24 protein-coding genes and 2 tRNA genes are annotated in these 26,021 nt (G+C 71.8%); 18 read left to right on the top strand and 8 right to left on the bottom strand.

The genetic code is table 11. From position 1 onward, the window contains the following. The first annotated feature begins 5 nt into the window (after nucleotides 1–5). The 10 genes from ACWF79_RS18835 to ACWF79_RS18790 all read left to right on the top strand — a co-directional run bounded on the left by ACWF79_RS18835 (nucleotide 6) and on the right by ACWF79_RS18790 (nucleotide 9,750). A complete protein-coding gene (locus tag ACWF79_RS18835; RefSeq protein ID WP_453729221.1) occupies nucleotides 6–1,142 on the top strand; it encodes a TIGR03364 family FAD-dependent oxidoreductase in 1,137 nt (378 codons plus the stop codon). Next, nucleotides 1,139–1,831, top strand: coding sequence for a phosphonatase-like hydrolase (locus tag ACWF79_RS18830; RefSeq protein ID WP_453729220.1), 693 nt, complete (start codon nucleotides 1,139–1,141; stop codon nucleotides 1,829–1,831). Before ACWF79_RS18835 ends, ACWF79_RS18830 begins: the two co-directional genes overlap by 4 nt. Next, entirely contained in the window at nucleotides 1,828–2,910 is a 1,083-nt protein-coding gene (locus ACWF79_RS18825; RefSeq protein WP_453729219.1) for an ABC transporter ATP-binding protein, read from the top strand. Before ACWF79_RS18830 ends, ACWF79_RS18825 begins: the two co-directional genes overlap by 4 nt. Nucleotides 2,911–3,022: 112 nt before the next feature. Beyond that, nucleotides 3,023–3,841, top strand: coding sequence for a 2-aminoethylphosphonate ABC transporter permease subunit (locus ACWF79_RS18820; protein ID WP_453729218.1), 819 nt, complete (start codon nucleotides 3,023–3,025; stop codon nucleotides 3,839–3,841). Further along, nucleotides 3,828–4,625, top strand: a complete 798-nt coding sequence (locus ACWF79_RS18815) for an ABC transporter permease (protein WP_453729217.1) — start codon at nucleotides 3,828–3,830, stop codon at nucleotides 4,623–4,625. The genes ACWF79_RS18820 and ACWF79_RS18815 overlap by 14 nt, the downstream gene beginning before the upstream one ends. Nucleotides 4,626–4,648: 23 nt before the next feature. Beyond that, a complete protein-coding gene (locus ACWF79_RS18810; RefSeq protein ID WP_453729216.1) occupies nucleotides 4,649–5,716 on the top strand; it encodes a 2-aminoethylphosphonate ABC transporter substrate-binding protein in 1,068 nt (355 codons plus the stop codon). Nucleotides 5,717–5,867: 151 nt separating this feature from the next. Further along, nucleotides 5,868–7,421 carry an alkaline phosphatase family protein gene (locus ACWF79_RS18805; RefSeq protein ID WP_453729215.1) on the top strand — a complete coding sequence of 518 codons (1,554 nt, stop codon included), beginning with the start codon at nucleotides 5,868–5,870 and terminating at the stop codon, nucleotides 7,419–7,421. An 81-nt stretch (nucleotides 7,422–7,502) separates the two neighbouring features. Further along, entirely contained in the window at nucleotides 7,503–8,282 is a 780-nt protein-coding gene (locus tag ACWF79_RS18800) for an HAD-IIA family hydrolase (protein WP_453729214.1), read from the top strand. Nucleotides 8,283–8,384: 102 nt separating this feature from the next. After that, entirely contained in the window at nucleotides 8,385–8,987 is a 603-nt protein-coding gene (locus tag ACWF79_RS18795) for a hypothetical protein (protein ID WP_453729213.1), read from the top strand. Nucleotides 8,988–9,111: 124 nt separating this feature from the next. Then, on the top strand, nucleotides 9,112–9,750 hold the full coding sequence (locus tag ACWF79_RS18790; RefSeq protein ID WP_453729212.1) for a class F sortase: 639 nt from the start codon (nucleotides 9,112–9,114) through the stop codon (nucleotides 9,748–9,750). A 415-nt stretch (nucleotides 9,751–10,165) separates the two neighbouring features. Here the strand turns inward: ACWF79_RS18790 and ACWF79_RS18785 are convergent. Next, nucleotides 10,166–10,239, bottom strand: a tRNA-Lys gene (locus ACWF79_RS18785). A gap of 184 nt (nucleotides 10,240–10,423) precedes the next feature. Between ACWF79_RS18785 and ACWF79_RS18780 the strand changes: the two genes are divergently transcribed. Further along, entirely contained in the window at nucleotides 10,424–11,803 is a 1,380-nt protein-coding gene (locus tag ACWF79_RS18780; RefSeq protein WP_453729211.1) for a peptidoglycan-binding protein, read from the top strand. A gap of 437 nt (nucleotides 11,804–12,240) precedes the next feature. Here ACWF79_RS18780 and ACWF79_RS18775 read toward each other — a convergent pair whose 3' ends face one another. Then, on the bottom strand, nucleotides 12,241–12,801 hold the full coding sequence (locus ACWF79_RS18775; protein WP_453729210.1) for a hypothetical protein: 561 nt from the start codon (nucleotides 12,799–12,801) through the stop codon (nucleotides 12,241–12,243). A 40-nt stretch (nucleotides 12,802–12,841) separates the two neighbouring features. Between ACWF79_RS18775 and ACWF79_RS18770 the strand changes: the two genes are divergently transcribed. From ACWF79_RS18770 to ACWF79_RS18750, 5 genes are all read left to right on the top strand, one after another. Then, nucleotides 12,842–14,407 carry an SPFH domain-containing protein gene (locus ACWF79_RS18770; RefSeq protein ID WP_453729209.1) on the top strand — a complete coding sequence of 522 codons (1,566 nt, stop codon included), beginning with the start codon at nucleotides 12,842–12,844 and terminating at the stop codon, nucleotides 14,405–14,407. A 137-nt stretch (nucleotides 14,408–14,544) separates the two neighbouring features. Beyond that, a complete protein-coding gene (locus tag ACWF79_RS18765) occupies nucleotides 14,545–15,135 on the top strand; it encodes a lytic polysaccharide monooxygenase auxiliary activity family 9 protein (protein WP_453729208.1) in 591 nt (196 codons plus the stop codon). A 38-nt stretch (nucleotides 15,136–15,173) separates the two neighbouring features. Further along, on the top strand, nucleotides 15,174–16,847 hold the full coding sequence (locus tag ACWF79_RS18760; RefSeq protein ID WP_453729207.1) for an AMP-binding protein: 1,674 nt from the start codon (nucleotides 15,174–15,176) through the stop codon (nucleotides 16,845–16,847). A gap of 71 nt (nucleotides 16,848–16,918) precedes the next feature. Next, entirely contained in the window at nucleotides 16,919–18,220 is a 1,302-nt protein-coding gene (locus ACWF79_RS18755; RefSeq protein ID WP_453729206.1) for a sensor domain-containing protein, read from the top strand. Beyond that, nucleotides 18,151–18,813 carry a response regulator gene (locus tag ACWF79_RS18750; RefSeq protein WP_453729205.1) on the top strand — a complete coding sequence of 221 codons (663 nt, stop codon included), beginning with the start codon at nucleotides 18,151–18,153 and terminating at the stop codon, nucleotides 18,811–18,813. Before ACWF79_RS18755 ends, ACWF79_RS18750 begins: the two co-directional genes overlap by 70 nt. A gap of 44 nt (nucleotides 18,814–18,857) precedes the next feature. On the opposite strand, the gene ACWF79_RS18745 is transcribed toward ACWF79_RS18750, so the two are convergent. The 6 genes from ACWF79_RS18745 to ehuB form a co-directional block, all read right to left on the bottom strand. Continuing rightward, a tRNA-Lys gene (locus ACWF79_RS18745) sits at nucleotides 18,858–18,931 on the bottom strand. Between the two features lie 84 nt (nucleotides 18,932–19,015). Further along, entirely contained in the window at nucleotides 19,016–19,774 is a 759-nt protein-coding gene (locus tag ACWF79_RS18740) for an IclR family transcriptional regulator (protein ID WP_137989151.1), read from the bottom strand. Between the two features lie 167 nt (nucleotides 19,775–19,941). Beyond that, a complete protein-coding gene (gene ehuA / locus ACWF79_RS18735) occupies nucleotides 19,942–20,703 on the bottom strand; it encodes an ectoine/hydroxyectoine ABC transporter ATP-binding protein EhuA (protein ID WP_453729204.1) in 762 nt (253 codons plus the stop codon). Then, nucleotides 20,693–21,343: an ectoine/hydroxyectoine ABC transporter permease subunit EhuD gene (ehuD, locus tag ACWF79_RS18730; RefSeq protein WP_453729203.1), complete on the bottom strand. Its 651-nt coding sequence runs from the start codon at nucleotides 21,341–21,343 to the stop codon at nucleotides 20,693–20,695. The genes ehuA and ehuD overlap by 11 nt, the downstream gene beginning before the upstream one ends. After that, complete coding sequence (gene ehuC / locus ACWF79_RS18725; RefSeq protein WP_453729202.1) at nucleotides 21,340–21,999, bottom strand: ectoine/hydroxyectoine ABC transporter permease subunit EhuC; 660 nt, start codon at nucleotides 21,997–21,999, stop codon at nucleotides 21,340–21,342. The genes ehuD and ehuC overlap by 4 nt, the downstream gene beginning before the upstream one ends. Continuing rightward, nucleotides 21,996–22,862 (bottom strand): ectoine/hydroxyectoine ABC transporter substrate-binding protein EhuB, encoded by an 867-nt coding sequence (gene ehuB, locus ACWF79_RS18720; RefSeq protein WP_453729201.1) that lies wholly within the window; start codon nucleotides 22,860–22,862, stop codon nucleotides 21,996–21,998. The genes ehuC and ehuB overlap by 4 nt, the downstream gene beginning before the upstream one ends. Nucleotides 22,863–22,993: 131 nt before the next feature. Between ehuB and ACWF79_RS18715 the strand changes: the two genes are divergently transcribed. Then, nucleotides 22,994–24,061 (top strand): LLM class flavin-dependent oxidoreductase, encoded by a 1,068-nt coding sequence (locus ACWF79_RS18715; protein WP_453729200.1) that lies wholly within the window; start codon nucleotides 22,994–22,996, stop codon nucleotides 24,059–24,061. Between the two features lie 258 nt (nucleotides 24,062–24,319). Beyond that, nucleotides 24,320–26,014 (top strand): glycosyl hydrolase family 18 protein, encoded by a 1,695-nt coding sequence (locus ACWF79_RS18710; RefSeq protein WP_453729199.1) that lies wholly within the window; start codon nucleotides 24,320–24,322, stop codon nucleotides 26,012–26,014. The last annotated feature ends 7 nt before the right edge of the window (nucleotides 26,015–26,021 follow it).

The raw sequence follows: 26,021 nt of genomic DNA, 5'->3' as shown, positions 1-26,021 counted from the left end.
ACGGCATGAAGGTGATCGTCGTAGGAGCCGGCGTGGTGGGAACCATGCACGCCTGGCACGCAGTGGAACGCGGCCACGAGGTCGTACACATCGAGCGCGAGGCCGAGGCGCGCGGGGCCTCGCTCCGCAACTTCGGCCAGATATGGGTGAGCGGCCGCGCGGGCGGAGAGGAGCTGGACACCGCGCTGCGCGCCCGCGAACTCTGGGAGGGCATCGGCGCCCGCGTCCCCGAGCTCGGCTTCCGGGCCATCGGCTCGCTCACCCCCGTGCGGGGCGATCTGGAGCTGGCCGTCGCCGAGGCCGCGCTCGCCCGCCCCGACGCGGCCGCCCGCGGCTACAAGCTGCTGACCGCCGACGAGGCGCGCCGGATCAACCCGGCCCTGCGCGGAGAGTTCCAGGCCGCGCTGTTCTGCGAGCGCGACGCGGCCGTCGAGCCGCGCACCGCCCAACTCGCCCTGCGTAAGGCGCTGCTGGCCTCCGGGAAGTACACCTTCCTGCCGAACCGCGAGGTCCGGGACGTCTCCGGCGCCGAGGGCATGCGTAACGCAGCAGTCCGTGACGACCGTGGCGAGGTGCACACCGGCGACGCCGTCGTCCTCGCCACCGGCGCCGCGCTCAGCGGCCTGGTCCGCGAGATCGCCGGCGACATCCCGGTCCGCAAGGTTCGCCTGCAGATGATGCAGACCGACCCGCTCGGCGAGCCGCTGACCACCTCCGTCGCCGACGCCGACTCCTTCCGCTACTACCCGGCGTACCAGTCCGAGGCCCTGGACGCCCTCAACGCGGGCCAGGCACAGGACCCGACCGCCGCCGCGCACAAGATGCAGCTCCTGATGGTGCAGCGGCTCGACGGCGGACTGACCATCGGCGACACGCACGAGTACGAGCACCCCTTCGCCTTCGACACGCTCGAAGACCCCTACGAGCACCTCGTCCGGGTCGTCGAGTCCTTCCTCGGCCGCCCGCTGCCGAGGATCCGGCGCCGCTGGGCCGGCGTGTACGCGCAGTGCACCGACACCACCCGGGTCGTGCACCGCCAGAAGGTCCGCGAAGGCGTGTGGCTGGTGACCGGACCCGGTGGGCGCGGCATGACCTGCTCGCCCGCCATCGCCGAAACGACCGCTGACGAACTGGGCTGGTGAACGCAGTGAACACGTACGACCTTGTCGTCCTGGACATGGCCGGTACCACCGTCGCCGACGGCGGCCTCGTCGAGCGGGCGTTCAGCGCCGCCGCCGAGCGCCTCGGCGAGGACCCGGCGGCGATGATCGACTACGTCCGCGCCACGATGGGCGAGTCCAAGATCTCCGTCTTCCGCCACCTCTTCGGCGGCGACGAGACCCGCGCCCAGCAGGCGAACGTCGCCTTCGAGGAGGCGTACGGAGAGCTGGTGGCCGGCGGCCTGATCGCGCCGATCCCGGGCGCGGCCGAGGCGATCGACGAGCTGAAGGGCCAGGGCCGGACGGTCGTCCTGACCACCGGGTTCGCCCGGGTCACGCAGGACGCCATCCTCGACGCGCTCGGCTGGCGCGACCTCGTCGAGCTGACCCTCTGCCCGGCCGACGCGGGCGGCCGGGGCCGCCCCTACCCGGACATGGTCCTCGGCGCCTTCCTCCGTACCGGAGCCGTCGACGACGTCCGGCACGTCGCGGTCGCGGGCGACACCTCGTACGACATGCTCAGCGGCGTCCGCTCGGGCGCCGGGATCGTCGCGGGCGTGCTGACGGGGGCGCACGACGAGGCCGCGCTCAAGGAGCACGGCGCCACGCACGTCCTGCGGTCGGTCGCGGAGCTGCCGGAGGCGATAGCCCGGGCGGAGGCGGACCGGTGACGGCGCCCGCGCCCGCCGCGACGCGGACCCGCAGCGGCATCCGCTTCGACTCCGTCTCCGTCGCCTACGGCCGCAACACCGTCCTCGACTCGCTCGACCTGACCGTCGAGCCCGGCGAGGTCATGGCCCTCCTCGGGCCCTCCGGCTCCGGCAAGACCACCGCCCTGCGCGCCGTCGCCGGGTTCGTGCAGCCGGCCTCCGGGCGGGTGTTCATCGGCGACCGCGACGTCACCGCCCTTCCGCCGCACAGGCGCGGCATCGGGATGGTCGTCCAGCAGTACGCCCTCTTCCCGCACATGCGGGTCGAGGACAACGTGGCCTTCGGCCTGAAAGCCCAGAAGGCGCCGAAGGGCGAGATCCCCGGCCGGGTCGCCGAGGCCTTGGAGATGACCGGGATGGCGGCCTACGCGAAGCGCTACCCGCGCGAGCTGTCCGGCGGACAGCAGCAGCGCGTCGCGATCGCCCGGGCCCTCGCCATCCGGCCCCACGTCCTGCTCCTCGACGAGCCGTTGTCCGCGCTCGACGCGCAGCTGCGATCCGGGATGCTCGCCGAACTGGCGCGGCTGCACCGCGAGTTGCCGGACGTGTCCATCCTGTACGTCACCCACGACCAGGTCGAGGCGCTGACCCTCGCCGACCGCATCGCGGTCATGGACAAGGCCCGGCTCCAGGACTGCGGTACGCCGCAGGACCTGTACCGCCGTCCGCGTACGGAGTTCACGGCGTCCTTCGTCGGCAACGCGAACCTGCTGCCGGTGACGGTCGGGGCGGGGACGGTGGCCTTCGGGGGCGCCCGGCTGGCGGTCGCCACCGACGGCGTCGCCCCGGGGGCGGCCGCCACCCTGTGCGTACGACCGCACCTCATCGGCCTCGGGGAGGGGACGAACGCGCTGCGGGGGCGGATCGCGGAGGTGCAGTGGCGGGGGTCGACGCATCGGCTGTACGTGGACGTCGAGGGGCACCGCGTCAAGGCGGACGTGCGGGAGCTGCGGGAGACTCCCGCCCTCGGTGACGAGGTGGTCCTCCACTTCGCGGCCGAGGACGGGGTGCTGCTGGGGGCCGGGGTGTCCGATGGGTAGCCCCGGCGCACCGGTCGGGACGGGGGAACGGGAGCGTGAGGTCGCGTCCACCCTGCCCCAAGCTCTCGACTCCGCTCGAGCAGGGGGGACCCCCATCGCCCCTGCGGAACGTATGCCCACGACGGAGTCCCGGAAGGTCCCCACCTGGGTCTGGGCCCTCCCGCCCGTCGCCGTCCTCGCGCTCGTCTTTCTCTACCCCCTCGCCCTCGTCGTCCAGGAGTCCCTCGCCCCCGGCGCGTACGCCGACGTCTTCGGGTCCGAGGCGTTCCGGGAGGCGCTCGTCACCACCGTGTGGCTGGCCGTCGGGTCCACGGTCGGGTGTCTGGTCCTCGGGTTCGTGCTCGCGCTGATCATCGCGTTCGTGCCGTTCCCCGGCGGGAAGGCGGTGTCGAAGTTCATCGACGTCTTCCTCTCCTTCCCGTCCTTCCTGATCACCCTCGCCCTGCTCTTCCTCTACGGCACGGTCGGCATCGGCAACGGCCTGTGGACGGACCTCACGGGCGCCGAGGCCGGGCCCTTCCAGTTCCTGACCACGCCCTCGGGCGTCCTCCTCGCCGAGATCACGTACTTCACGCCCTTCGTGATGCGCCCCCTGCTCGCCGCGTTCTCGCAGATGGAGACCGCGCAGCTGGAGGTCGCCTCGTCGCTCGGGGCGAAGCCGATGCGCATCGTCCGGCGGGTGATCCTGCCCGAGGCGCTGCCCGCGCTCGCCGCCGGCGGAAGCCTCGTCCTGGTCATGTGCCTCAACGAGTTCGGGATCGTCCTGTTCACCGGCGCCAAGGGCGTCACGACCCTCCCGATGCTCGTCTACGGCAAGGCCATCCTCGAATCCGACTACGCCGCCGCCTGTGTCGTCGCCGTCGTCAACGTCGCGATCTCCGTGGGCCTCTACGGCCTCTACCGGGTGGTGAGCCGTCGTGTTGGTGCATAGCCGTACGGGCAGGTGGACGACCTGGGCCCTCTTCGCGGTCTTCTTCGTCCCGCTCTTCGCCCTCCCGCTCCTGGTGATCCTGGCCGCCTCGTTCTCCACCAACTGGTCCGGGGCCTTCCCGTCCGGCCCGACGGCGGAGCACTACACGGCGGCCGTGCGCGGCGAGTCGCTCCAGGCGCTGACCACCAGCCTGGTCACGGCCGTCACCGCGAGCCTGCTCGCGCTGATCCTCGGCACCTGGGCGGCCCTGGTGGCCAACTCCCTGCGCAAGAACGGCCGTCGGCTCCTCGACGCGCTGTTCATGCTGCCGGTCGCCGTGCCCTCGGTCGTCGTCGGTCTCGCCGTCCTGGTCGCCTTCTCGCAGCCGCCGGTGCTGCTGAACGGCACGCGCTGGATCGTGATCCTCGCGCACACCATTCTTGTCACGGCGTTTGCCTATCAGTCGGTTTCGGCGGCCATCCTCCGTCTCGACCCGATGTACGAGCAGGCGGCGGCGAGCCTCGGCGCCCGTCCCGCGTACGTCCTGCTCCGGGTGAAGCTGCCGCTCCTGCTGCCGTCCCTGAACGCGGCCGCCGGGCTCTGCTTCGCCCTGTCCATGGGCGAGTTGAGCGCCACGATGATGCTCTACCCGCCGGACTGGCTGCCGCTCCCGGTGCTGATCTTCACCGCCACCGACCGTGGCTCCCTCTTCACCGGCTCGGCGCTCGCCGTGGTCCTCATGGCCACGACCCTGATCGTCCTGCTCGCCGTCTCCCGTATCCGTACCAAAGCGTCCTACCGCTAAGTCACCCAGGAGAGAACGACGTTATGCGCACCTCGTCCACGATCGTCAAGCCGATCGCCGCCGTCACCGGCAGCCTCGCCCTCGCCGCCACCCTCACCGCCTGCGGGGGTTCGACCGCCGCCTCCGACGAGAAGGTCGTGACCGTCTACAGCGCGGACGGCCTCAAGGGGGAGAAGGGCGACGGCTGGTACGACAAGGTCTTCGCCGACTTCGAGAAGGCGACCGGCATCAAGGTCAAGTACGTCGAGGGGGGTTCCGGCGAGATGGTGCAGCGCGCCGTCCGCGAGAAGAACAACACGCAGGCCGACGTCATCGTCACTCTGCCACCCTTCATCCAGCAGGCCGACTCCAAGGGCCTGCTCCAGGCGTACACCCCGAAGGGCGCCGAGCAGGTCGACGGCGGGAACAGGGCCGCCGACGGCAAGTGGACCTCGGTCGTCAACAACTACTTCGGCTTCATCTACAACAAGCAGCAGCTGAAGGAGGCCCCCAAGACCTGGGAGGAGCTCCTCGACGGCAAGTTCAAGAACAAGCTGCAGTACTCCACCCCCGGTGTGGCCGGTGACGGCACGGCCGTCGTCATCAAGGCGATGCACGACTTCGGCGGCCAGGAGCCGGCGATGGAGTACCTGAAGAAGCTCCAGGCCAACAACGTCGGCCCGTCCTCCTCCACCTCCAAGCTCGCCCCCAAGGTCGACAAGGGCGAGATCCTCGTCGCCAACGGCGACGTCCAGATGAACTTCGCGCAGTCCAAGTCCATGCCGAACCTCGGCATCTGGTTCCCGGCCAAGGACGGCGGCAGGCCCACCACCTTCGCCCTGCCGTACGCCGCCGGCCTGGTGAACAAGGCCCCGCACTCCGAGAACGGCAAGAAGCTGCTCGACTTCATGCTCGGCGAGCAGGCCCAGCGCGCGGTCAGCGCGGTCGGTGGCGGCTTCCCGGCCCGCAAGGACGTCAAGGCGACCGACGCCAACGCCATCGAGCTGGCGAAGCTGATCGAGGGCGTCGAGGTCTTCGAGCCGGACTGGGCCGACATCGACAAGAACCTGACCACGTACGTCGACGCGTGGAAGACGGCCACCGGAAGCTAACTACTCGCTTCCAAGAGTTCACCGCACAACCCTGGCGACCCACGAATGATCGCGGAAAGATAACGGGTATGGACCAGGCGCCAACGCCCCTGAGAAATCAGGGGCGTTGGCGTGTCCTCGCACCCCCGACACCTCTCACGGAGGATCCGAGATGCCGATCAACGGCATATCCCGCCGCACGGTGATCGCCGCCACCGGCGCCACCGCGGCCCTCGCCGCCACCGGCGCCGTCACCGCCCCCGCCGCCCGCGCGGCCACCACCGCCGCCCCGACGCTCCCCAACGGCACCAGCAGCGACAAGGTGCTCGTCATCGGCATGGACGGCCTGCGGTACGACCGCATCGACGCCGCCAAGGCGCCGCACCTCAAGGCGATGATGGCGAACGGCACGTACGGCCTGTCCCTGCTGTACGCCAACCCGATGGCCGCGACCTCCTCCGGCCCCGGCTGGTCGACGATCGCCACCGGCGTGTGGCCCGACAAGCACGGCGTGAAGGACAACTCCTTCACCGGCAAGAACTACACCCAGTACCCCGGCTTCCTCGCCCGGCTCGCGCAGGTCCGGCCCGAGCTGTCGACGTACGCCGCCGTCGACTGGAAGCCGCTCGACGCGCAGGGGACGGTCACCACCGGTGCCGACGCCAAGCTCGTCCTCGACGGCGACCGGGACGGATACGTGGGCCACGACGCCACGATCGCCTCCGAGGCCGAGTCCGTCCTGCGGAACCAGAACCCGGACGTGCTCTTCGTCTACTTCGGCCAGTCCGACATCGTCGGCCACAACTCCGGCGCCAGGAGCCAGGCGTACCTCGACGTCATCGCCGTCCAGGACACGTACGTCGGCCGGCTGTGGGCCGCCATCAAGGCCCGCCCCTCCTACGCCACCGAGCGCTGGACGGTCATCGTCACCACCGACCACGGTCACATGGACACCGGCGGCCACGGGGGCTCGGCCATCGAGGAGCGCCGTACGTTCGTCCTCGCCCAGGGCCCCGGCATCGCGGCCGGTGCCCGCCCCATCGACACCCGCCTCGTGGACGTCGCCGCGACCGTCTTCCACCAGCTCGGCATCGTGCCCGACCCCTCCTGGGGCCTGGACGGCAAGCCGATCCAGCAGCGCTCCACCGACCCGTTCGACGCGCTGCACTCCTCCCTCTCCGGGCGGGTCGACGAGACCGGCATCCCGGCCGGTGTCCTCGGCTTCACCCACACCGCGCCCAGCGGCTGGTCCGTCATCAACAACGCCATGGGCACCGGCGGCATGACCGAGTGGCGCGGCTGGGCCTTCGCCACCGACGAGTTCTGGTCCCGCACCCAGCGCGACCAGTCCCGCGAGCTCAACGTCCGCGCCCGGGGCGTCTTCGCCGTCGCCGACTCCGACGAGTGGGCGGACAAGTCCTTCTCCGGTACGTACGACTCGACGCTGGTCACCCCCGCGTACAGCGTCTCCGGCAAGACGAGGGCGACCCTCGACTTCACCACCTTCTACCGCCAGGAGGGCAGCCAGACCGCCGAGGTCCAGGCGGTCTTCAACGGCGGCACACCGACCGTCGTCAAGAGCTACACCTCCGACGTGATCTCCCAGCCCCAGTCCCTCACCGTGAACGTCCCCGCCGGGGCGTCCAGCGTGAGCTTCCGCTTCCGCTACACCGGCTCGAACAACTGGTACTGGGTGATCGACGGGGTCAAGATCACCACCTCATGACTAGTCTGGGGGCGTCGCCACAGCGCTGTCGCGGCGCCCCCAGCACACCGCACGATTTCTGTACGGCAGGAGTCCCCGCACATGGCAGAGCGCAAGCCGATCGAATCCTGGCTCACCGACATGGACGGCGTCCTCATCCACGAGGGCGTTCCGATCCCCGGCGCCGACGCGTTCATCAAGAAGCTGCGGGAAACCGAGAAGCCCTTCCTGGTGCTCACCAACAACTCCATCTACACCGCCCGCGACCTGCACGCCCGCCTCGCGCGCATGGGCCTCCAGGTGCCGGTGGAGAACATCTGGACCTCGGCGCTCGCGACCGCCAAGTTCCTCGACGACCAGCGCCCCGGCGGCACCGCGTACGTCATCGGCGAGGCCGGCCTGACCACCGCGCTGCACGACATCGGCTACGTCCTCACCGACCACGACCCCGACTACGTGGTCCTCGGCGAGACCCGGACGTACTCCTTCGAGGCCATGACGAAGGCCGTCCGGCTCATCAACGCCGGCGCCCGCTTCATCTGCACCAACCCCGACGAGACCGGCCCCTCCCTGGAGGGCCCGCTGCCGGCCACCGGCTCCGTCGCCGCGCTCATCACGAAGGCGACCGGCAAGGACCCGTACTTCGCGGGCAAGCCGAACCCGCTGATGATGCGCACCGGCCTGAACGCCATCGGCGCCCACTCCGAGACCAGCGCCATGATCGGCGACCGGATGGACACCGACATCCTGGCCGGTCTGGAGGCGGGCATGCAGACCTTCCTCGTCCTCACCGGACTCACGAGCCAGGCGGAGATCGACCGCTTCCCGTTCCGCCCCTCCAAGATCGTCGACTCGATCGCCGACCTGGTGGACCGCGTCTGACGGGTCCACGGCGTCCCGGGAGACGGTTCGAACGCCCGACCGGACCCCTGCGGATGCGCGAGCGGGCGAACGGGGTGACCCTGCCAGTACCAGGAGGTCACGATGCGTTCAGGTCCCATTGCTCTCCGTGCCGCAGGGGCGGCCGTCATTCTGGTACTGGCGCCCTCGGCCGGTACCGCGTTCGCCGGGGGTGACGTCAAGGTCACCGTCACCCCGTCCACCGTCCGGCCGGGCGCCGACGTCGACATCCGCGTCCAGGGCTGCAAGGGCACGACCGGCGCGGCCAGGTCCAAGGCGTTCGTCGCCGAGGCCGAGCTCACCGGCCGTGACGGCGGCTACCCCCTCTACGGCGACACGACGATCAAGTCGGGACTGGAACGCGGTACGTACAAGGTCGGCGTGACCTGCGACGGCCGCGAGCACCGTGACGTCGGCGTGGTCCACGTCGAGAAGCACAAGCCCGAGCCCACGCACGACCCGACCCACAAGCCGACCCACCACCCCAGCCCGTACGCCCCGGTCAAGGCCGGTGGCGGCGGCGCGGCCCTCGGGGTCCCGGCGGCCCCCGTCGCACCGGGCGTCGCCCAGACCACCAGCGAGAACGGCCTCGGCACCCCGTACACCCTGGTCGGTCTCGGACTGGCCGCGATCGCCGCGGTGGCCGTCGCCTTCCGCAGCGCACGCAGCCGCCAGGCGGGCGACTGAGGTGTCCGCCGGGTCCGGGAGCGGATCCGGGAACGGATCCGGCGCCGGTGCCGGGTCCGGTACGGGCGGTGGTGCGCGCGGGCGGGCCGGTGCCGGGTCCGGGGCCGGGACGGGCAACGGACGGATGGTGACCGGCGCGGCCTGGGCGGTCCTGGTCCTGGGCCTCTGGCTCTGGGGTCGGGAGATCGCCGAAGGGCCCGGGGGAGCCTCGGCCCCCACCACCGGGGACATCGCGGCGGTCGGCCGCCCCCTCGGCGCCCCCCTGCCCCCGGCGCACCGGCCCCTGGCGCCCGCCGAGCCGCGCCGCGTCGAGATCCCCTCGCTCGGGATCACCGCGCCGGTCGTCGGGCGTGGCCTGGACCGGTCGGGTGCGATCGACCCTCCGCCGTTCGAGATGCCCCACTCGGTCGGCTGGTTCCGCACCGGCACGCGACCGGGCGCCGAGGGCACGGCCCTCTTCGTCGGCCATGTCGACACCGAGACCCGTCCCGCCGTCTTCTACGGCCTCAGCGCCGCACGCCCCGGCGCCACGGTGAGGGTGACCCGTACGGACGGATCGGTCGCCGAATTCACGATCGACGACGTCCGGGTCTTCCCCAGGGACCGCTTCGACGCGCGGAAGGTGTACGGCCAGCACCAGGCCGGCCGGGCCGAGCTACGCCTGATCACCTGCGGCGGAACGTTCGACCGCGCCTCCGGGACGTACACGGCGAACGTGGTCGTCTCCGCGTATCTGACGGGCGCGGGTGCGGGTAAGGCGTGATCGCCACCCCCTGCTGAACGTCGTCGTCGGTCACCGGGCCCGGCCGGTCGGCCGCGGACCGCAGACGGTGCGCTCGGGGCCGACGGCCGGGCCGGCCTCGACCGCGGGAGCACGGGCTGCGGGAGAAGCCCGGCGCCGGCGCGGGAGGTTCGGATTCCGCAACTCTAGAACGGGCGTCCGTCCCCGGCCCAGACTGCCGTTCCCCCGCGCCGAGATCGACTTGTTCCCTACGGGAGTTCAGCTGCCGGGAACCCAACCGGCCAGCGGGAACGAGCCGTTGAGGCGGCCTGGCGGTCCGGGGCGGGATGGCCTGAACGTGACCGAAGCGCTACGGAGCGCAGCCGGGGCCGCCGCCTTCTCCGGGTGGAAACGATCGAGGCCCCCTCACCATCGGTGAGGGGGCCTCGACTGCGCGTGCGCCGCCAGGGACTCGAACCCCGGACCCGCTGATTAAGAGTCAGCTGCTCTAACCAACTGAGCTAGCGGCGCCTGCTGACCTGGGTAACTCTACCCGACGTCCGGGGGTGCTCCTGACCAATACCGGCCCCTTCCGGCCTGTCGGATGGTCGTATCAGGCCTTCGATCCGTCAAAATGCGATATGTCCGGACAGTTGAGACACTGGCGCCCGTGCACCAGCGCCAAAAGATCTTGACGAGTGTGGAGGGGAATCGCATGAGTGTGCCGGTCTTCGAGGAGTTCGAGCCCGCGGCCGACTGCGGCTGCGCGGGCTGCGCCCAGCAGCGGCGCGATCTTGCCCTGGGTCTGCCCGTGCGGGCGGGTGGTCACCCGGCGGCGCACGGAGCGCGCCGGGCGCTGGTCCTGGTGACCGCAGCGGGAGTGGTGCTCGGTGGCGGCGGCGCGAGCGCGCTCGCCCAGCCGTCGGGCGTGCCGGTGCCGCCGACCGCGCCGGTCGACCTGGCGACGGGCCTGGGGGCGGGCCTGGCGACGGGTCGGGATGTCGCCGGTCCCGCCGACGACACCCCTCAGGGCGGCGCGGGTCCCCTGCACGGGGCTCCCGGGCCCGGGCCCCACCCGGCGCCCGGCGCGACCCCGACGAACAGTCAGGTCACCACCCAGTCCCTGCGGAAGACCACCCGGACCGAGATCATCAACCGCGCCAAGCGGTGGGTGGGCGCACAGGTCCCGTACTCGATGGAGCGGTACTGGTCCGACGGCTACCGCCAGGACTGCTCGGGCTACATCTCGATGGCGTGGAACCTGCGCGGCAACGAGTGGACCGGCAGCCTGGACCGCTTCGGCGAGCGGATCGACCGCGGCGCGCTCCAGCCCGGCGACATCCTGCTCTTCCACAACCCCGCCAACCCGACCAAGGGCTCGCACGTCACGATCTTCGGCGGCTGGACGGACTACACCCACACCTCGTACATCGCCTACGAGCAGACCAAGCCGCGGACCCGCCGACAGGCGACGCCCCTGGCCTACTGGAACAACGCCGACCGCTACGTCGCCTACCGCTACAAGGGCGTCGTGAGCGGCGGCAGCGGCGGGAGTACGTCCACGGCGGCGCCGTACCCGGGCGCGGCGATGTTCGGACCCGGCGCGAACAACGCGCACGTCACCCAGCTCGGGCGGCTGCTCATGCAGCGCGGCGGCAAGAAGTTCTACGGCCAGGGCCCCGGTCCGCGCTGGGGCGAGGCGGACCGGCGGGCGACGCAGGCCTTCCAGCAGGCGCAGGGCTGGAGGGGCAAGGAGGCGGACGGGATGCCCGGGCCGCAGACGTGGCGGCTGCTGGTGACGGGCCAGGGGCGGAGCATCGGCGGTTCGAGTGGTTCGGGGGGTTCGAGCGCGAATGCGACGGGGTTCCCCGGGCGTGGCTACTTCCGTCCGGGCCAATCCAACGCATATGTGGAGAAGCTGGGCAAACAGCTGGTGAAGCGGGGCTACGGCAAGCACTACCTGTCGGGTCCCGGTCCGCGCTGGAGCGAGGCGGACCGTCGCAATGTCGAGGCGTTCCAGCGGGCACAGGGATGGCGCGGCGGCGCGGCCGACGGCTACCCGGGCCCGGAGACCTGGCGGCGTCTGTTCCGATGACCCCGAGAGCATGAGGTGGACTCCATGACCGCAACGACGCCCAATCCGGACTCGGGAGCGGCGGCCAGCCGCGACGCGGCCCGGACGGCCCGCCGCCTGACATCGGAGCCGCGCGCCCCGAGACCGACGGGCCGCCCGCCGGAGACCGGCGCGGAGCGGTCCGACGGGGCGTGGGTCGACGTCGGCCAGGAACGTTCCGGCACAGCTGTGGCCTCGGCGCCGTCGGGACAACCGGGGCCCGGACTGTCGGGCTTGGCGGCCCCGTCGCCTTCGGCAGCATCGGCTGCCGCGGCTACCTCGTCGGCCACTGTCGGCCCGGCGGCCACTGTCGGCCCGGGCGCCCCTTCGGGCCCGGCAGCCCAGGTCGGCCCGGTCGCGGCGGCTCCGGGGGAGCCGGGAGCCCACCTCGGAGCCGGGGATGGTGGGGTGACGGGGCATCACGCCCCGGGTTCCGTCGAGGGCGCGGCTTCCGGGGGGCCGGAGTCCAGGCCGGGCGTGGTCCGTATGGAGGGTGCCGTCGGCGCGACGCCTGTCGCCGCTGAACCGGTGGCGCGGGGCGCGGCGGGCGGCCCGGCCGGTGGGGCCGTCGCGCCGAGTGCCCTCGCCACGACCGCCCCACCGCCGACCGACGACCTCACCTCCGCCCCGGGCGGCTCAACGCCGAGCCCGCCGGTGTCGGGCGGTTCGGGATCGGGCGCCGCCCCGGGAAGTCCCGACACCCCGAGTGCTCCGGGCACCCCGAGCACGTCGGGAAGCCCGAGCGCCCCGAGCACGTCGGGCACCCCGGGCGTCCCGGGCACCCCGAGCGCGTCGGGACGGCCGAGTACGCCGGGCACCCCGAGCGCCCCCGGCACCCCGAGCACGTCGGGAAGCCCGAGCGCCCCGAGCACGTCGGGAAGGCCGAGCACCCCGAGCAACCCCGTCACGCCCGTGACGCCGGCCACCCCCGGAGGCCCCGTCACGCCGGCCACCCCGGCCACGCCGGGAATCCCCGTCACGCCGGTTCCCCCGGTCACCCCCGGCGCCCCCGCGTCCCAGATGTCGGCGTCCGGGCCCCGGCCCGGCGGCGGGGCCACGGTTTCCGCCGCCCACCCGGCGAGCGCCCGGGGCAGCAGCGCGTACGAGGAGGGAGCCGCCGCCCGCGCGGCGGCGCTTCGCGCGGCGCTCGGGCTCGGCCCCACGACAACGCCCGACGGCTCGGCGACCAGCCCCGCGGCGGACACGGAGGCCCCCGCGGTTGACTTCCGTAAGGCCACCACCTCCGACGCCCCCGGACGGGCGCCCGATCTGCGCCGGATCGTGCGCGGGGAGGTCGGTGTCGTCGCCGTGCCCGTCGCCGCCGAGGCGGCCGTGGTCGCGCGGCCCGTCGTGCGGCGCAAGAACGTGATCGGCACCGAGACCACCGGGTCGATCCCCGTGCACCTGCTCTTCCGCGACGAGCCGGACCCCGCGGCCGACTCCGCCGCCCGGACCGCCACCGGCGCCCGCATCGACGAGGACGACGACGGCGGCCCCGCCACCGTCGCCATGGCACCGCCCACCCCGCCCACTCCCCAGGCCGGCGCCACGTCCAAGGCGCGGCCCAAGGACACCAGGCCCAAGGACACCAAGGCCAAGGACGGCAAGGCCAAGGCCGCCACCAAGGCCACGATCCCCGCCCCCACCCGCCCCAAGTCCTCCCGCCCCGCGCCCACCGCCGACCCCAAGCTCGTCGAACGGCCCGGGCCCGTGCTGCCCGGCTGGATCGGCGTCGTCGCCGGGGTGCTCGCGCTCGCCGGATGCGGCGCCGTCGTCTGGTCGGCCGGGGCCGTGCCCGAGCAGCTCGCGCAGATGCTCCGGCTGCCCCCGCGCCCGTACCAGGGCATCCCCCTCGGCCAGTGGGCCCTGCTCACGCTCGGGGTCCTGGCCACCCTGTTCTCCTTCGGCGGTCTTGGCCGCGGCCGCGTCGGCTACGCCTGGGTCCTCACCCTCTTCGGCGACTACCGGGGCAGCGTCCGCCGCACCGGTCTCGTCTGGACCAGCCCCCTCCTCCTGCGCCGCCGGGTCGACGTCCGCCTCCGCCACTGGCGCAGCGAGCCGCTCTCCGCGGTCGACGCCAAGGGCACCGCGCTCCACGTCGTCGTCCTCGTCGTCTGGCGCATCCGGGACACCGTCCGCGCCGCGCTCGGTGTCGAAGGCCACGAGGAGTACCTGCGCGAGCAGGTCGAGGCGGCGATGGCCCGCGTCCTCTCCCAGCTCCCGGCCGACGCCTTCCACGAGGACGCCCCGACCCTGCGCGACGCGGAGGCCGTCGGTGAGGCGCTGACCCGGATGCTCTCCGCCGAGTGCGCCCCGGTCGGCATCGACGTGTTCTCCGCGCAGCCGACGCGGATCGAGTACGCCCCCGAGATCGCGGCGGCGATGCAGCGCCGCCGGATCGCCGCGATCGACGCCAAGCACCGTGACAGCGTGCTGACCTCCGTCGTGGACGCCGTGGACGACGTGGTCCACCGGCTGACCACGCGTGGTCTCGTCGAGCTGGACGACTACGAGCGCAAGGCGCTGGTCAAGGACCTGACGGTGGCGTTCTACACCGGCCGGACCGGTCCCGTGGAAGGGGCGTGACTGGTATGGACATGTTCAAGTTCCGTCAATACCTTGGTACTTGGTCTAGGCCGGAATAGGTACTACCGCACACGCACCACCCTCCGCACGCGTGCAGCACGGCTCAGAACTCCCCCACGTTCATCAGGAGCGACAGCATGCGCAAAAAGATAGGCGTGGCGGCGGTGGCGCTCGGCGTCGCCGGCGCCTCCCTCTTCGCCACCGGCAGCGCCAACAGCCATGGGTACACCGACTCCCCGATCAGTCGGCAGAAGCTCTGCGCCAACGGCACCGTGACCAACTGCGGCAGCATCCAGTGGGAGCCGCAGTCGGTCGAGGGCCTCAAGGGCTTCCCGGGCGCCGGACCCGCCGACGGCACGATCTGTGCCGGCGGGAACTCCCGGTTCTCCCAGCTCGACGACCCCAGGGGCGGCGCCTGGCCCACCACCAAGCTCACCGCGGGCCAGAGCCACACCTTCCGCTGGCAGTTCACCGCCCGGCACAGCACCACCGACTTCAAGTACTACATCACCAAGAACGGGTGGAACGGCACCCAGAAGCTCACCCGGGCCGCGCTCGACCCACAGCCGTTCCTCACCGTCCCGTACAACAACGCGCAGCCGCCGGCCACGCTCTCGCACGCGGGAACCCTTCCCGCGGGCAAGACCGGACGCCATCTGATCCTGGCGGTCTGGACGATCGCGGACACCGGGAACGCGTTCTACGCCTGCTCGGACGTCCGGTTCTGACCGTTCAGTTCTGACGTATCGTCAGTTACCGTCCCGCCATGACCGAACCCACCGTGGCGGAGCTCGTGCGACGGCAGTGGGGCGACCACAGGGTCGGCCTGAGGACGCGGGACACGGTCCTCAGCCACCACCAGGTCGCCGCGGGGGCCGCCGCGCGGGCCGCGCTCCTCGTCGATCTGCTGCCCCGAGGTGCCGAGCCGCACCTCGGGGTACTCCTCGACAACACACCGGAATTCCCGCTCTGGCTGAGCGCGGCGGCCCTCGCGGGGGCCGCCGTCGCCGGCATCAACCCGACCCGGCGCGGCGCCGAACTCGCCCGCGACATCGTCCACACCGACTGCCGCGTCCTGGTCACCCAGCGCGCGCACCTTCCCCTGCTCGACGGGCTTCCCCTGCCGGGCGTACGCGTCCTCGTCACCGACACCGACGCCTACCGCGACCTGCTGGCCCCCTTCGAGGGCGCGAAACCGGGCGAGGCCGTGGCCCGTGCCGTACACCCCGGCAGCCGGATGCTCCTCTACTTCACCTCCGGCTCGACCGGCGCGCCCAAGGCGGCGATCTGCACCCAGGGCCGCCTGGCGGCCGCGGGAGCGTCGCTCGTCGCCCACTTCCGGACACGACCGGACGACGTCCACTACATCTGCATGCCGATGTTCCACGGCAACGCGGTCATCGCCGACTGGGCTCCCGCCCTCGCCGCCGGTGCGGGCGTGGCGCTGCGGGACCGCTTCTCGGCCTCCGGCTTCCTGCCGGACGTACGGGAGTTCGGCGCGACCTACTTCACGTACGTCGGCCGGGCCGTCCAGTACCTGCTGGCCACCCCGCCCCGCCCGGACGACCGCGAGCATGGACTCCGCCTCGGCTTCGGTACGGAGGCGGGGGCGGTGGACGCGGCCCGGTTCGAGGCCCGCTTCGGAGCCCGGCTCGTCGAGGGCTACGGCTCCTCGGAGGGCGGCGCGGCGATCCAGCGGACCCCGGACACCCCCACCGGCGCCATCGGCCGGGCGGCGCCGGGGGACGACCTGGCGGTGGTGGACCCGGTGACGGGCGAGGAGTGCCCGCCCGCCGTCCTCTCGACCGAGGGCCGGCTCCTCAACGCCTCCGCCGCGATCGGCGAACTCGTCAACCGGGGCCGCAGCCCCTTCGAGGGCTACTGGCGCAACCCCGAGGCGGAGGCCGCCCGGCGGCGCGGCGGCTGGTACTGGACGGGTGACCTCTTCTACCGGGACGCCGACGGTTTCCTCTGGTTCGCGGGCCGGGGCGACGACCGGCTGCGCGTCGACAGCGAGAACCTCGCGGCCGCGGTCATCGAACAGATCCTCTCCCGCTGGGAGCGCGCGGCGGGTGTCGCCGTCTACGCGATACCCGACCCGGTCGCCGGCGACCAGGTGATGACGGCGATCGCGCTGCGCGAGGGCGCCGCGTTCGACCCGGCCGCGTTCGAGGAGTTCCTCGCCGCCCAGCCGGACCTGGGCACCAAGATGCCGCCGAGGTTCATACGGATCGTCCCGAGGCTCCCGCTGACCGCCACCAACAAGATCCACCGCGTGGGCCTGCGCCGGGAGTCCTTCCTCTGCGCGGACCCGGTCTGGTGGCGCCCGACGGCAGGGGCCGCGTACGAGCCACTGACCCCGCAGGCGCTCACCGAACTCCGGTCCTCCTACGCCGCCCACGACCGCTCACCCCGAGGCCCCGGCGCGGACCCCGGGTAGGGCCAGGCCTACCCCCGTACACCCACCAGACCCATGGCCCCGCGCCGCGGCCGCCGCCTACCGTGAAGCCCATGACGCCCCGAACCCCCTGGCAGGCCCTCACCTGGGCCCGGTATCCGCGGACCGCCTGGCCCTGGCGGTCCGCCGGGTATCTGGCGACCGGGGTGGTGACCGGCGCACCCGCGCTGCTCGTCCTGGTGCTGCTCGTGGTCTTCTCGTTCGTCCTCGTCGGGCTCCCGCTGCTCCTCCTCGCCGGGGTCGCCCTCGGCGGCATCGAACGCCGCCGGCTCCGGCTCGTCGACCGCGACCCGGCCGCCGACCCGCACCGGGTCCCCGACGCGCCGGGGCTCGCGGCCTGGCTGCGGGTCCGCGTGCGGGAGCAGGCCACCTGGCGGGAGCTCGCGTACGCCGTCCTGCACGCCACCGTCCTGTGGCCGCTCGACCTGATCGTCCTCGCCGTCGCCCTCGGGCTGCCCGCCGTCCTGATCAGCACCCCCCTCCTCCTCGCCGTCGACGGCGAGGAGGTCAAGGTCGTCAAGGCGTACCTGGTCACCTCCTATCCGCCGGCGTTCGCCGCCGCCGTCCTCGGGGCGGTGCTCCTCGTCGCCCTGCTCTACCCCCTCGCCGCGCTCGCAGGGGCCCGCGCCGCCCTCGGCCGGGCGCTGCTCGCGCCCCGCGAGGCCGAGCTGCGCGAGCGGATCGGCGAGGTCACCGCCTCCCGCGCCCGACTCGTCGACGCCTTCGAGGCCGAGCGGCGGCGGATCGAACGCGATCTCCACGACGGCGCCCAGCAGCGCCTGGTCGCCCTCACCATGACCCTGGGGATCGCCCGGCTCGACGCCCCGCCCGGACCGCTCGCCGACCGGCTCGCCCAGGCCCACGCCGAGGCCGGCCGGGTCCTGACCGAGCTGCGCGAACTCATCCACGGCATCCATCCGCAGGTCCTCGCCGACTACGGCCTCGGCGCGGCCCTCACCGACGCCGCCGACCGCTCCGCCGTCCCCGTCACCACCGACATCGACCTGCCCCGGCTGCCCACCGCCGTGGAGAGCGCCGGTTACTTCGCCGCCTGCGAGGCGCTCGCCAACATCGCCAAGCACAGCGGCGCGACCCGTGCGACCCTCACCGCCCGGCACGCCGCGCACGCCCTGCGGATCGCGATCGAGGACGACGGGCACGGCGGGGCGGACCCGGCCTGCGGCACCGGGCTCACCGGACTCGCCGACCGGCTCGCCGTCCTCGATGGCACACTGACGATCATGAGCCCGCCGGGCGGGCCGACCATCCTACGAGTGGAGATCCCGTGCCGACCGCTGCCCGATCCCTCCGGGTCGTCCTCGCCGAGGACAGCGTCCTCCTCCGCGAGGGCCTGATCGGCCTCCTCGACCGCTTCGGCCACGAGGTCGTCGCCGCCGTCGGCGACGCGGACGGACTGCGCGCGGCCGTCGCCGCGCACGAGCCGGACATCGTCGTCACCGACGTGCGGATGCCGCCCGGCTTCCAGGACGAGGGGCTCCGGGCCGCCGTCGCCCTGCGCGCCGAGCGCCCGGGCCTGCCGGTCCTGGTCCTGAGCCAGTACGTGCAGCGGACCTACGCCGCCGACCTCCTGGACGCGGGCGACGGCACCGGCGTCGGCTATCTCCTCAAGGACCGGGTCGGCCAGGTCGAGGAGTTCCTGGACGCCCTCGCCCGGGTCGCCGACGGCGGCACGGTCGTGGACCCCGAGGTCGTACGGCAGCTGCTGCGCCGCCGCCGCGATCCGCTGGAGGCCCTGACCCCGCGCGAGCGTGAGGTCCTCGGCCTGGTCGCGGAGGGGCACTCGAACGGTGAGATCGCCCGCCGGCTCGTCGTCACGGAGGCGGCCGTCGGCAAGCACATCGGCAACATCCTGGGGAAGCTGGACCTTCCGCCCGCGGAGGAGACCCACCGCCGGGTCCTGGCCGTCCTCACCTATCTCCGAGCGTGAACACGAAGAAGCCCCCCGCTTGCGCGAGGGGCTTCTTCCGTCTGTGCGCCGCCAGGGACTCGAACCCCGGACCCGCTGATTAAGAGTCAGCTGCTCTAACCAACTGAGCTAGCGGCGCCTGCTGACAGAGAAAATACTACCTGGTCCTCGGGGGTGGTTCCGACCACCACCACTGAGGACCAGGTCACACCCCCTGGGGGCCTCAGATCGCGAGGGAGAGCACCACCGGCGCGGCCCTGCGGTTCAGCGTGTCGGCCGCCGAGCGCAGCCGGTGGGCGTGCTCGATCGGCAGCGAGAGCGCCAAGCAGCCCACGGCTGCGCCGGCCGTCAGCGGCACCGCCGCGCAGACCGTGCCCACCGCGTACTCCTGGAGGTCGAGCACCGGGACCGTCGGCGGCTGGCTGTCCAGCTTGGAGAAGAGCACCTTCTCGTTGGTGATCGTCCGGGAGGTCAGCCGGGCGATCTTGTGGCGCGAGAGGTGGTCCCGGCGGCCGTTCTGGTCCAGCTGGGTCAGCAGGCACTTGCCGACCGCGCTCGCATGGGCGGCCGAGCGGAAGTCGACCCACTCGTTGACCTTGGGCGTGCGCGGGCCGTCGGCGAACTGGGTGATCTTCACCTCGCCGTCGATGTACCGGCTGATGTAGACCGCCGCGCCGACGGAGTCGCGCAGCTCGGTCAGGGTCTCCTGGAGCTTGCCCTCAAGGGCCTCGCGGCGGGTGAGGCCGGAGCCCAGGAGGACCAGGGAGTCGCCGATGACATAGGCGCCGTCGGCGACCTGCTCGACGTAGCCCTCGCGGCGGAGCATCAGCAGCAGGGAGGACAGGTGAGCGACGGGCAGACCGGTCTCACGAGCGATCTGGACGTCCGTCACCCCGCCACCGTGCCGTGAGACCGTCTCAAGGACGCGCAGGGCGTATTGCACCGAGTGGAACGGCGCAGTGGGCTCGGGCTTCAGCGCCACGGTTTCCCCCTACCAGGTTGTGACCGCAAGCTTCCGTACCACGATAGCCGTCAAGCTCCCTTTTCGGGGCGGCTGTTGGCGAGATTGATGCGGCGCCCCAGCGCCGTACGCTGGGGCGCACCACCCTGGCATATGCCATGGTCAAAGCACTTCAGGAGAGGCTGAGGTCAGAGCACCGCGCCGAGGAACTCACGAGTACGCGCGTGCTCCGGAGCCGAGAAGATTTTTTCCGGAGAACCGGACTCGATCACCCGTCCCGCGTCGAACATCAGGACGTCGTCCGAGATGTCCCGGGCGAAGTTCATCTCGTGCGTCACACAGATCATGGTGATGTCGGTCGTCGACGCGATCTCCCGGAGCAGATCGAGGACGCCCGCCACCAGCTCCGGGTCGAGCGCGGAGGTCACCTCGTCCAGGAGGATCACCTGCGGCTCCATCGCGAGCGCCCGCGCGATGGCGACCCGCTGCTGCTGGCCTCCGGACAACTGTGCGGGCCTGGCCTCGCACTTGTCGGCCAGACCGACCATGTCGAGCAGCTCCCGCCCGCGCGCCTCGGCCTCCTCCCGGCTCCTGCCCAGGCTCCGTACCGGCGCCTCGGTGATGTTGCGCAGGACGGACATGTGGGGGAAGAGGTTGAAGTGCTGGAAGACCATCCCGATCTTCCGGCGGACCTCCCGCCGGTGCTTCTCGTCGGCCGGGTAGAGCTTGCCGCCGTTGACCCGGATGGTGCCCGAGTCGGGCTTCTCCAGGGTCATCAGCAGCCGCAGGATCGTCGTCTTGCCGGAACCGGAGGGTCCGATCAGGGTCACGTGCTTGCCCGGGCTGACCGAGAAGCTGAGATCGTCGAGGACCGTCTGGTCACCGAACCGCTTGGTGACGTTCTCGAATCGGATGAGTTCATGAGCGGATGCGGTGGCTTCAGTGGGCAAGGCGGCGCTCCAGAGTGCGGACGAGAAGGGAAGCGGGATACGCGATCAGGACAAAGGCCACCCCGACCACCGTGAGCGGCTCGGTGTACTGGAAGGTGGCGGCGGACTCCAGCCGCGTCTGCTGGAGGAGTTCGAGCACACCGATACCGGCCAGGATCGGGGTGTCCTTCAGCATCGCGATGACGTAGTTGCCCAGCGCGGGCGTGATCCGGCGCAGGGCCTGCGGCAGGATCACCGTCAGCCACGTCCGGTGGCGCGGCAGGCTCAGCGCCCTCGCCGCCTCCCACTGCCCGACCGGTACGGCGTCGATGCCGGCCCGGTAGACCTGCGCGGTGTACGTCGAGTAGTGCAGCCCGATCGCGAGGGTGCCCGTGGTCAGGGCGGAGAACTGCACGCCCCACTCCGGCAGCACGAAGAAGAGGAAGAAGAGCTGCACGAGCAGGGGAGTGGTGCGGATGAACTCGGTGACGGCGTGCACCGGCCAGCGCACCAGCCTGCTGCCGGAGCGGAAGCCCAGCGCCCAGAGCAGACCGAGCGAGAACGAGATCAGCGAGCCGAGCACGAGCACCTGCAGGGTGACGAGCACCCCGTCCCAGAAGCGCGGCAGGAAGTCCACCACCGCGGACCAGTCCCAGTTCACTTGGCCACCACCCCCAGGTTCGCCTTGGTGCGCCTCTCCAGCGCCTTCATCGAGCGGGTGATCACCAGCGCGATCACGAAGTACACGACCAGGGTCACGGTGTAGATCCCGCCGCTCTCCTGGGTCGCGAGCCGCACCAGGTACGCGGCGAAGGAGACGTCGCCGACGCCGAGCAGCGAGACCAGGGCGGTGCCCTTGAGCAGCTCGACCAGGAGGTTGCAGAAGGACGGGATCATCTCGGGCACGGCCTGCGGGAGCAGCACGAGTCGCAGCCGCTGCCAGGGCGTGAAGCTGAGCGCGATCCCCGCCTCGCGCTGCGCCTTCGGTACGGCGTTCAGGGCGCCGCGCACGATCTCGGCGCCGTAGGCCCCGTAGGAGAGGCCGAGTGCGAGGATCGCCGCCCACATCGGGACGAGCTGCCAGCCGACCAGCGGCGGCAGGACGAAGAACAGCCAGAACATCAGGATCAGCGCGGACGTGCCGCGGAAGACCTCGGTGTAGAGCCCGGCCAGGAAGCGGACGACGGCGGAGCGGTGGGTGCGGGCGGTGCCGACGGTGAAGGCGACCACGGCGGCGAGCGCGGTGGAGGCGACCAGGAGCTGGAGGGTGATCCAGATGCCGGGCAGGACCCAGTTCTGCCAGAGTCCCGCGGTCATCGGCACAGCTCCTCGGCGGTCAGTGTGGTCATCTCGGCCTCGGTGAAGCCGAAGCGCCGCAGGATCCGGAAGAGTTCGCCGCTCTTCTTCATGCGGTGCAGCTCGGTGTTGAAGGCGTCCCGCAGGGCGGTGTCGGTGGGGCGGAAGGCGAAGCCGCCGCCGTCGATCTTCCGCTTGCCGTCGACGACGGCGGCGAAGGGTGTGGTGGCCTCGGCCCTGGTGGACTTGGCGACCACCGCGCGGGTGGTCAGGGCCGTGCCGGCGAAGACGTCGACGCGGCCGGACTCGACGGCGTTCAGGCCGGCGACCTGGTCCTGGAGGACCACGATGTCGTTCTCCGGATAGCCGGCGGCCACCGCGTACGCGATCTCGGCGTACCCGCTGCCGGTCGCGAAGCGCGCCTTGGAGCGCACCACGTCCTCGTACGAGCGCAGGTTCTTGGGGTTGCCCTTGCGGACGATGAAGGAGTCGAGCATCTGGTACTCGGGGTCGGCGAAGAGCACCTGCGCGCAGCGCTCCTTGTTGATGTACATCCCGGCCGAGACCACGTCGAACTGCTGCGAGCCGAGCCCGGGGATGAGCGAGGCGAAGTCGGTGGCGACGGGCTGGACGTCCGGGACGCCGAGCCGGCCGAAGATCACCCGGGCGAGCTCCGGGGCCTCGCCGGTGAAGGCGCCCTGCTCGTCGACGTAGCCGTACGGCACCTCGCCGGCGATGCCGAGGCGGACGGTGCCCTGGGATCTGAGCCGGCCGAGCGTGTCGCCGGAGGCGACGCGCGCACATCCGGCGGCCGCGGTCGTGGCGGTGGCGGCCGTCCCCAGCAGCATCGTCCGCCGCCGTATCTGGTTCGTTGATCGAAGCATGGGCGCGCGGCTACCCGAAGCCGAACGGGTCATTCCTGTGAATCTGCGAGGAACGGCTCCGGAATAACCGGAGACCGCCTCCTGTTCTGCTTCGTCGTACGTACGTCTTTGGGCAGAAGGGTCGGCACACGGTGAGCGACGCGATTCGGGGCACGGCACACGGGGACTCGCCCGTACCGCTGTCCGTACTGGACCTGGTGACCGTCGGCAGCGGCCGGACCGCGAGCCAGGCGCTGGCCACCAGCGTCGAGATCAGCAAGCTCGCCGAACGGCGCGGCTACCACCGCCACTGGGTCGCCGAGCACCACTCGATGCCCGGCGTCGCCTCCTCCTCGCCGGCCGTGATCCTGGCCCACCTCGCCGCCCACACCGAGCGCATCCGGCTCGGCTCCGGCGGTGTCATGCTGCCCAACCACGCCCCGCTCGTGATCGCCGAGCAGTTCGGCACGCTGGAGGCCTTCGCCCCCGGCCGCGTCGACCTCGGCCTCGGCCGCGCTCCCGGCACCGACGGCGCCACCGCCGCGGCGCTGCGACGGACGCGCACCCTGAACGAGGGCGCGGAAGATTTCCCGCAGCAGCTCGCGGAGTTGACCCGGTTCCTGGACGACGACTTCCCCGACGGGCACCCGTACAGCAGGATCCACGCCGTGCCCGGCCCGGTGCAGGGGCCGAAGGGCCGTCCGCCGATCTGGCTGCTCGGCTCCTCCGGCTTCAGCGCCCGCCTGGCCGGCACGCTCGGCCTGCCCTTCGCCTTCGCCCACCACTTCTCCGCCCAGAACACGATCCCCGCGCTCGACCTCTACCGGGACTCCTTCCGCCCCTCCGAGGTCCTCGACGCGCCGTACGCGCTCATCGGCGTCGCCGCGCTCGCGCACGAGGACGCCAAGGAGGCCCGCCGCCAGGTCCTCACGGGCGCGCTGTCGATGCTGCGGCTGCGCACGGGCCGCCCCGGCCTGATCCCGACGCCGGAGGAGGCGGAGGCGTACCCCTTCAGCCCGTCGGAGCGGGAGTTCGTGGAGAGCTGGCTCGCGAACATCGTCTTCGGCACGCCGGACGAGGTACGGACAGGCCTGGACGATCTGCGCAAGCGGACCGGTGCCGACGAGCTGATGCTCACGGCCAACGCGCACGGCGGCGAAGCCCGACTGCGCAGCTACGAGTTGATCGCGGACGCCTACGGGATGCCCGATCTCGGCTGAGTCCCCGGCGGCTCGTCCGACCGGCTGGTTTAGTCCGGAGGGCAGAACTCCGTTCCCCTAAAGGAACCTTAAACCGCTCGTCACCCGTGGTGGCGGGCGGTCCGCTTTTGTGCTGCACCGCTCTGACAAGGGCTTTCACTCGCCAATTGGTCTAGTCCTCAATCTGGTTCAGACCATTGACGTGCTGTTCACGCAGGGGCTATCACTTCTCCCAACCGCCGTACCGCGTACCCCTCGTATCCCCCTCGGAGGCCGCACGTGCACCCCCGTAAGCCCTTGATAGCCGCGCTCGTGAGCACGGCCCTCGCCGCAGGCGCGCTCGCCGCGACCGTCGGCATCGGCTCCGCCTCGGCGGCCGGCACCGCAACGACCGCCTCCGCGGCCGCCGACGGCAACGTCCGCATCGCGTACTACGACCAGTGGAGCGTGTACGGGAACGCCTTCTACCCCAAGCACCTCGACACCCGGGGCATCGCGAGCAAGCTGGACATCATCAACTACTCGTTCGGCAACATCCACCCCACCGACCTCACCTGTTTCATGGCCAACAAGGCCGCCGGTGACGACAACAACCCCAACGCGGGTGACGGTGCGGGCGACTCGTACGCCGACTACCAGAAGTCGTTCAGCGCGGCGGACAGCGTGGACGGCGTCGCCGACAAGTGGGACCAGCCGATCGTGGGCGTCTTCAACCAGTTCAAGGAGCTGAAGGCGAAGTACCCCCACCTGAAGATCAACATCTCGCTCGGCGGCTGGACCTACTCGAAGTTCTTCCACGACGCGGCGAAGACCGACGCCAGCCGCAAGAAGCTGGTCTCCTCCTGCATCGACCAGTACCTCAAGGGCAACCTCCCGGTCGAGGGCGGCTTCGGCGGCCCCGGCACCGCGGCCGGCATCTTCGACGGCATCGACATCGACTGGGAGTACCCCGGCTCCTCCGGCGGCCACCTCGGCAACCACTACGGCCCCGAGGACAAGCAGAACTTCACGCTCCTCCTCGCCGAGTTCCGCAAGCAGCTCGACGCGTACGGCGCGGCCAACGGCGGCAAGAAGTACATGCTGACCGCGGCCCTCCCGGCCGGCCAGGACAAGATCAAGTACATCGAGACGGACAAGATCGGCGCGTACCTCGACTACGCGAACATCATGACGTACGACATGCACGGCGCCTGGGACGGCGACGGGCCGACGTACCACCAGTCCCCGCTGTACTCCGGCGCGAACGACCCGACCGACCCCATCGCGCCCGGCACCGAGAAGTACTCGATCGACAACGCCATCGACTCCTGGATCGACGGCAAGCCGGCCTACGGCATCGCCGGCGGCTTCCCCGCCAACAAGCTGACGCTCGGCTACGAGTTCTACTACCGCGGCTGGAAGGGCGTCCCGGCCGGCTCCGCGGGCGGCCTCGCCCAGTCCGCGACCGGCGGCTCCAACGCCCGCCCGCTCAGCCAGCAGGCCGGCATCGCCCACTACAAGGAGCTCGGCGGCATCGTCGACAACGCGGCGAGCACCTTCTGGGACGACCAGGCCAAGTCCTCGTACTTCTACAAGGACGGCGAGTTCTTCACCGGCCTGAACCAGCGCTCCATCCAGGCCCGCGTCGACCACGGCAAGCAGCGGGGCCTGGCCGGCGCGATGATGTACTCGCTCCTCGGCCTGGACAACAACATCACCCTGCTGAACCAGATCAGCGACGCACTCGGCGGCACCACCGTCCCGCCCACCACGCCGCCCACGACGCCCCCGACCACCCCGCCCACGACCCCGCCGACCACTCCGCCCACCACGGGCTGCGGCTCGGTCCCGGCCTACGTGGCCGGCACGGTCTACAACGGCGGAACCGTCGTCTCCCACAACGGCCGCAAGTGGCTCGCCCAGTGGTGGACGCAGAACGAGACGCCGGGCACGACCGGCGAGTGGGGCGTCTGGAAGGACCAGGGAGCGTGCTAGCGCACCC

It is taken from the genome of Streptomyces sp. NPDC054975 (assembly GCF_053609105.1).
The sequence above is the reverse complement of the archived record's forward strand: the minus strand, read 5'-3'. Positions and strand labels throughout refer to the sequence as shown.

Excerpts from the sequence above, each read along its gene's own strand:
- ACWF79_RS18835 (WP_453729221.1), top strand. The coding sequence starts at position 6 with ATGAAGGTGATCGTCGTAGGAGCCGGCGTGGTGGGAACCATGCACGCC.
- ACWF79_RS18820 (WP_453729218.1), top strand. The coding sequence starts at position 3,023 with ATGCCCACGACGGAGTCCCGGAAGGTCCCCACCTGGGTCTGGGCCCTC.
- ACWF79_RS18810 (WP_453729216.1), top strand. The coding sequence starts at position 4,649 with ATGCGCACCTCGTCCACGATCGTCAAGCCGATCGCCGCCGTCACCGGC.
- ACWF79_RS18805 (WP_453729215.1), top strand. The coding sequence starts at position 5,868 with ATGCCGATCAACGGCATATCCCGCCGCACGGTGATCGCCGCCACCGGC.
- ACWF79_RS18800 (WP_453729214.1), top strand. The coding sequence starts at position 7,503 with ATGGCAGAGCGCAAGCCGATCGAATCCTGGCTCACCGACATGGACGGC.
- ACWF79_RS18795 (WP_453729213.1), top strand. The coding sequence starts at position 8,385 with ATGCGTTCAGGTCCCATTGCTCTCCGTGCCGCAGGGGCGGCCGTCATT.
- ACWF79_RS18790 (WP_453729212.1), top strand. The coding sequence starts at position 9,112 with ATGGTGACCGGCGCGGCCTGGGCGGTCCTGGTCCTGGGCCTCTGGCTC.
- ACWF79_RS18780 (WP_453729211.1), top strand. The coding sequence starts at position 10,424 with ATGAGTGTGCCGGTCTTCGAGGAGTTCGAGCCCGCGGCCGACTGCGGC.
- ACWF79_RS18770 (WP_453729209.1), top strand. The coding sequence starts at position 12,842 with ATGTCGGCGTCCGGGCCCCGGCCCGGCGGCGGGGCCACGGTTTCCGCC.
- ACWF79_RS18765 (WP_453729208.1), top strand. The coding sequence starts at position 14,545 with ATGCGCAAAAAGATAGGCGTGGCGGCGGTGGCGCTCGGCGTCGCCGGC.
- ACWF79_RS18760 (WP_453729207.1), top strand. The coding sequence starts at position 15,174 with ATGACCGAACCCACCGTGGCGGAGCTCGTGCGACGGCAGTGGGGCGAC.
- ACWF79_RS18755 (WP_453729206.1), top strand. The coding sequence starts at position 16,919 with ATGACGCCCCGAACCCCCTGGCAGGCCCTCACCTGGGCCCGGTATCCG.
- ehuC (WP_453729202.1), bottom strand. The coding sequence starts at position 21,999 with ATGACCGCGGGACTCTGGCAGAACTGGGTCCTGCCCGGCATCTGGATC.
- ehuB (WP_453729201.1), bottom strand. The coding sequence starts at position 22,862 with ATGCTTCGATCAACGAACCAGATACGGCGGCGGACGATGCTGCTGGGG.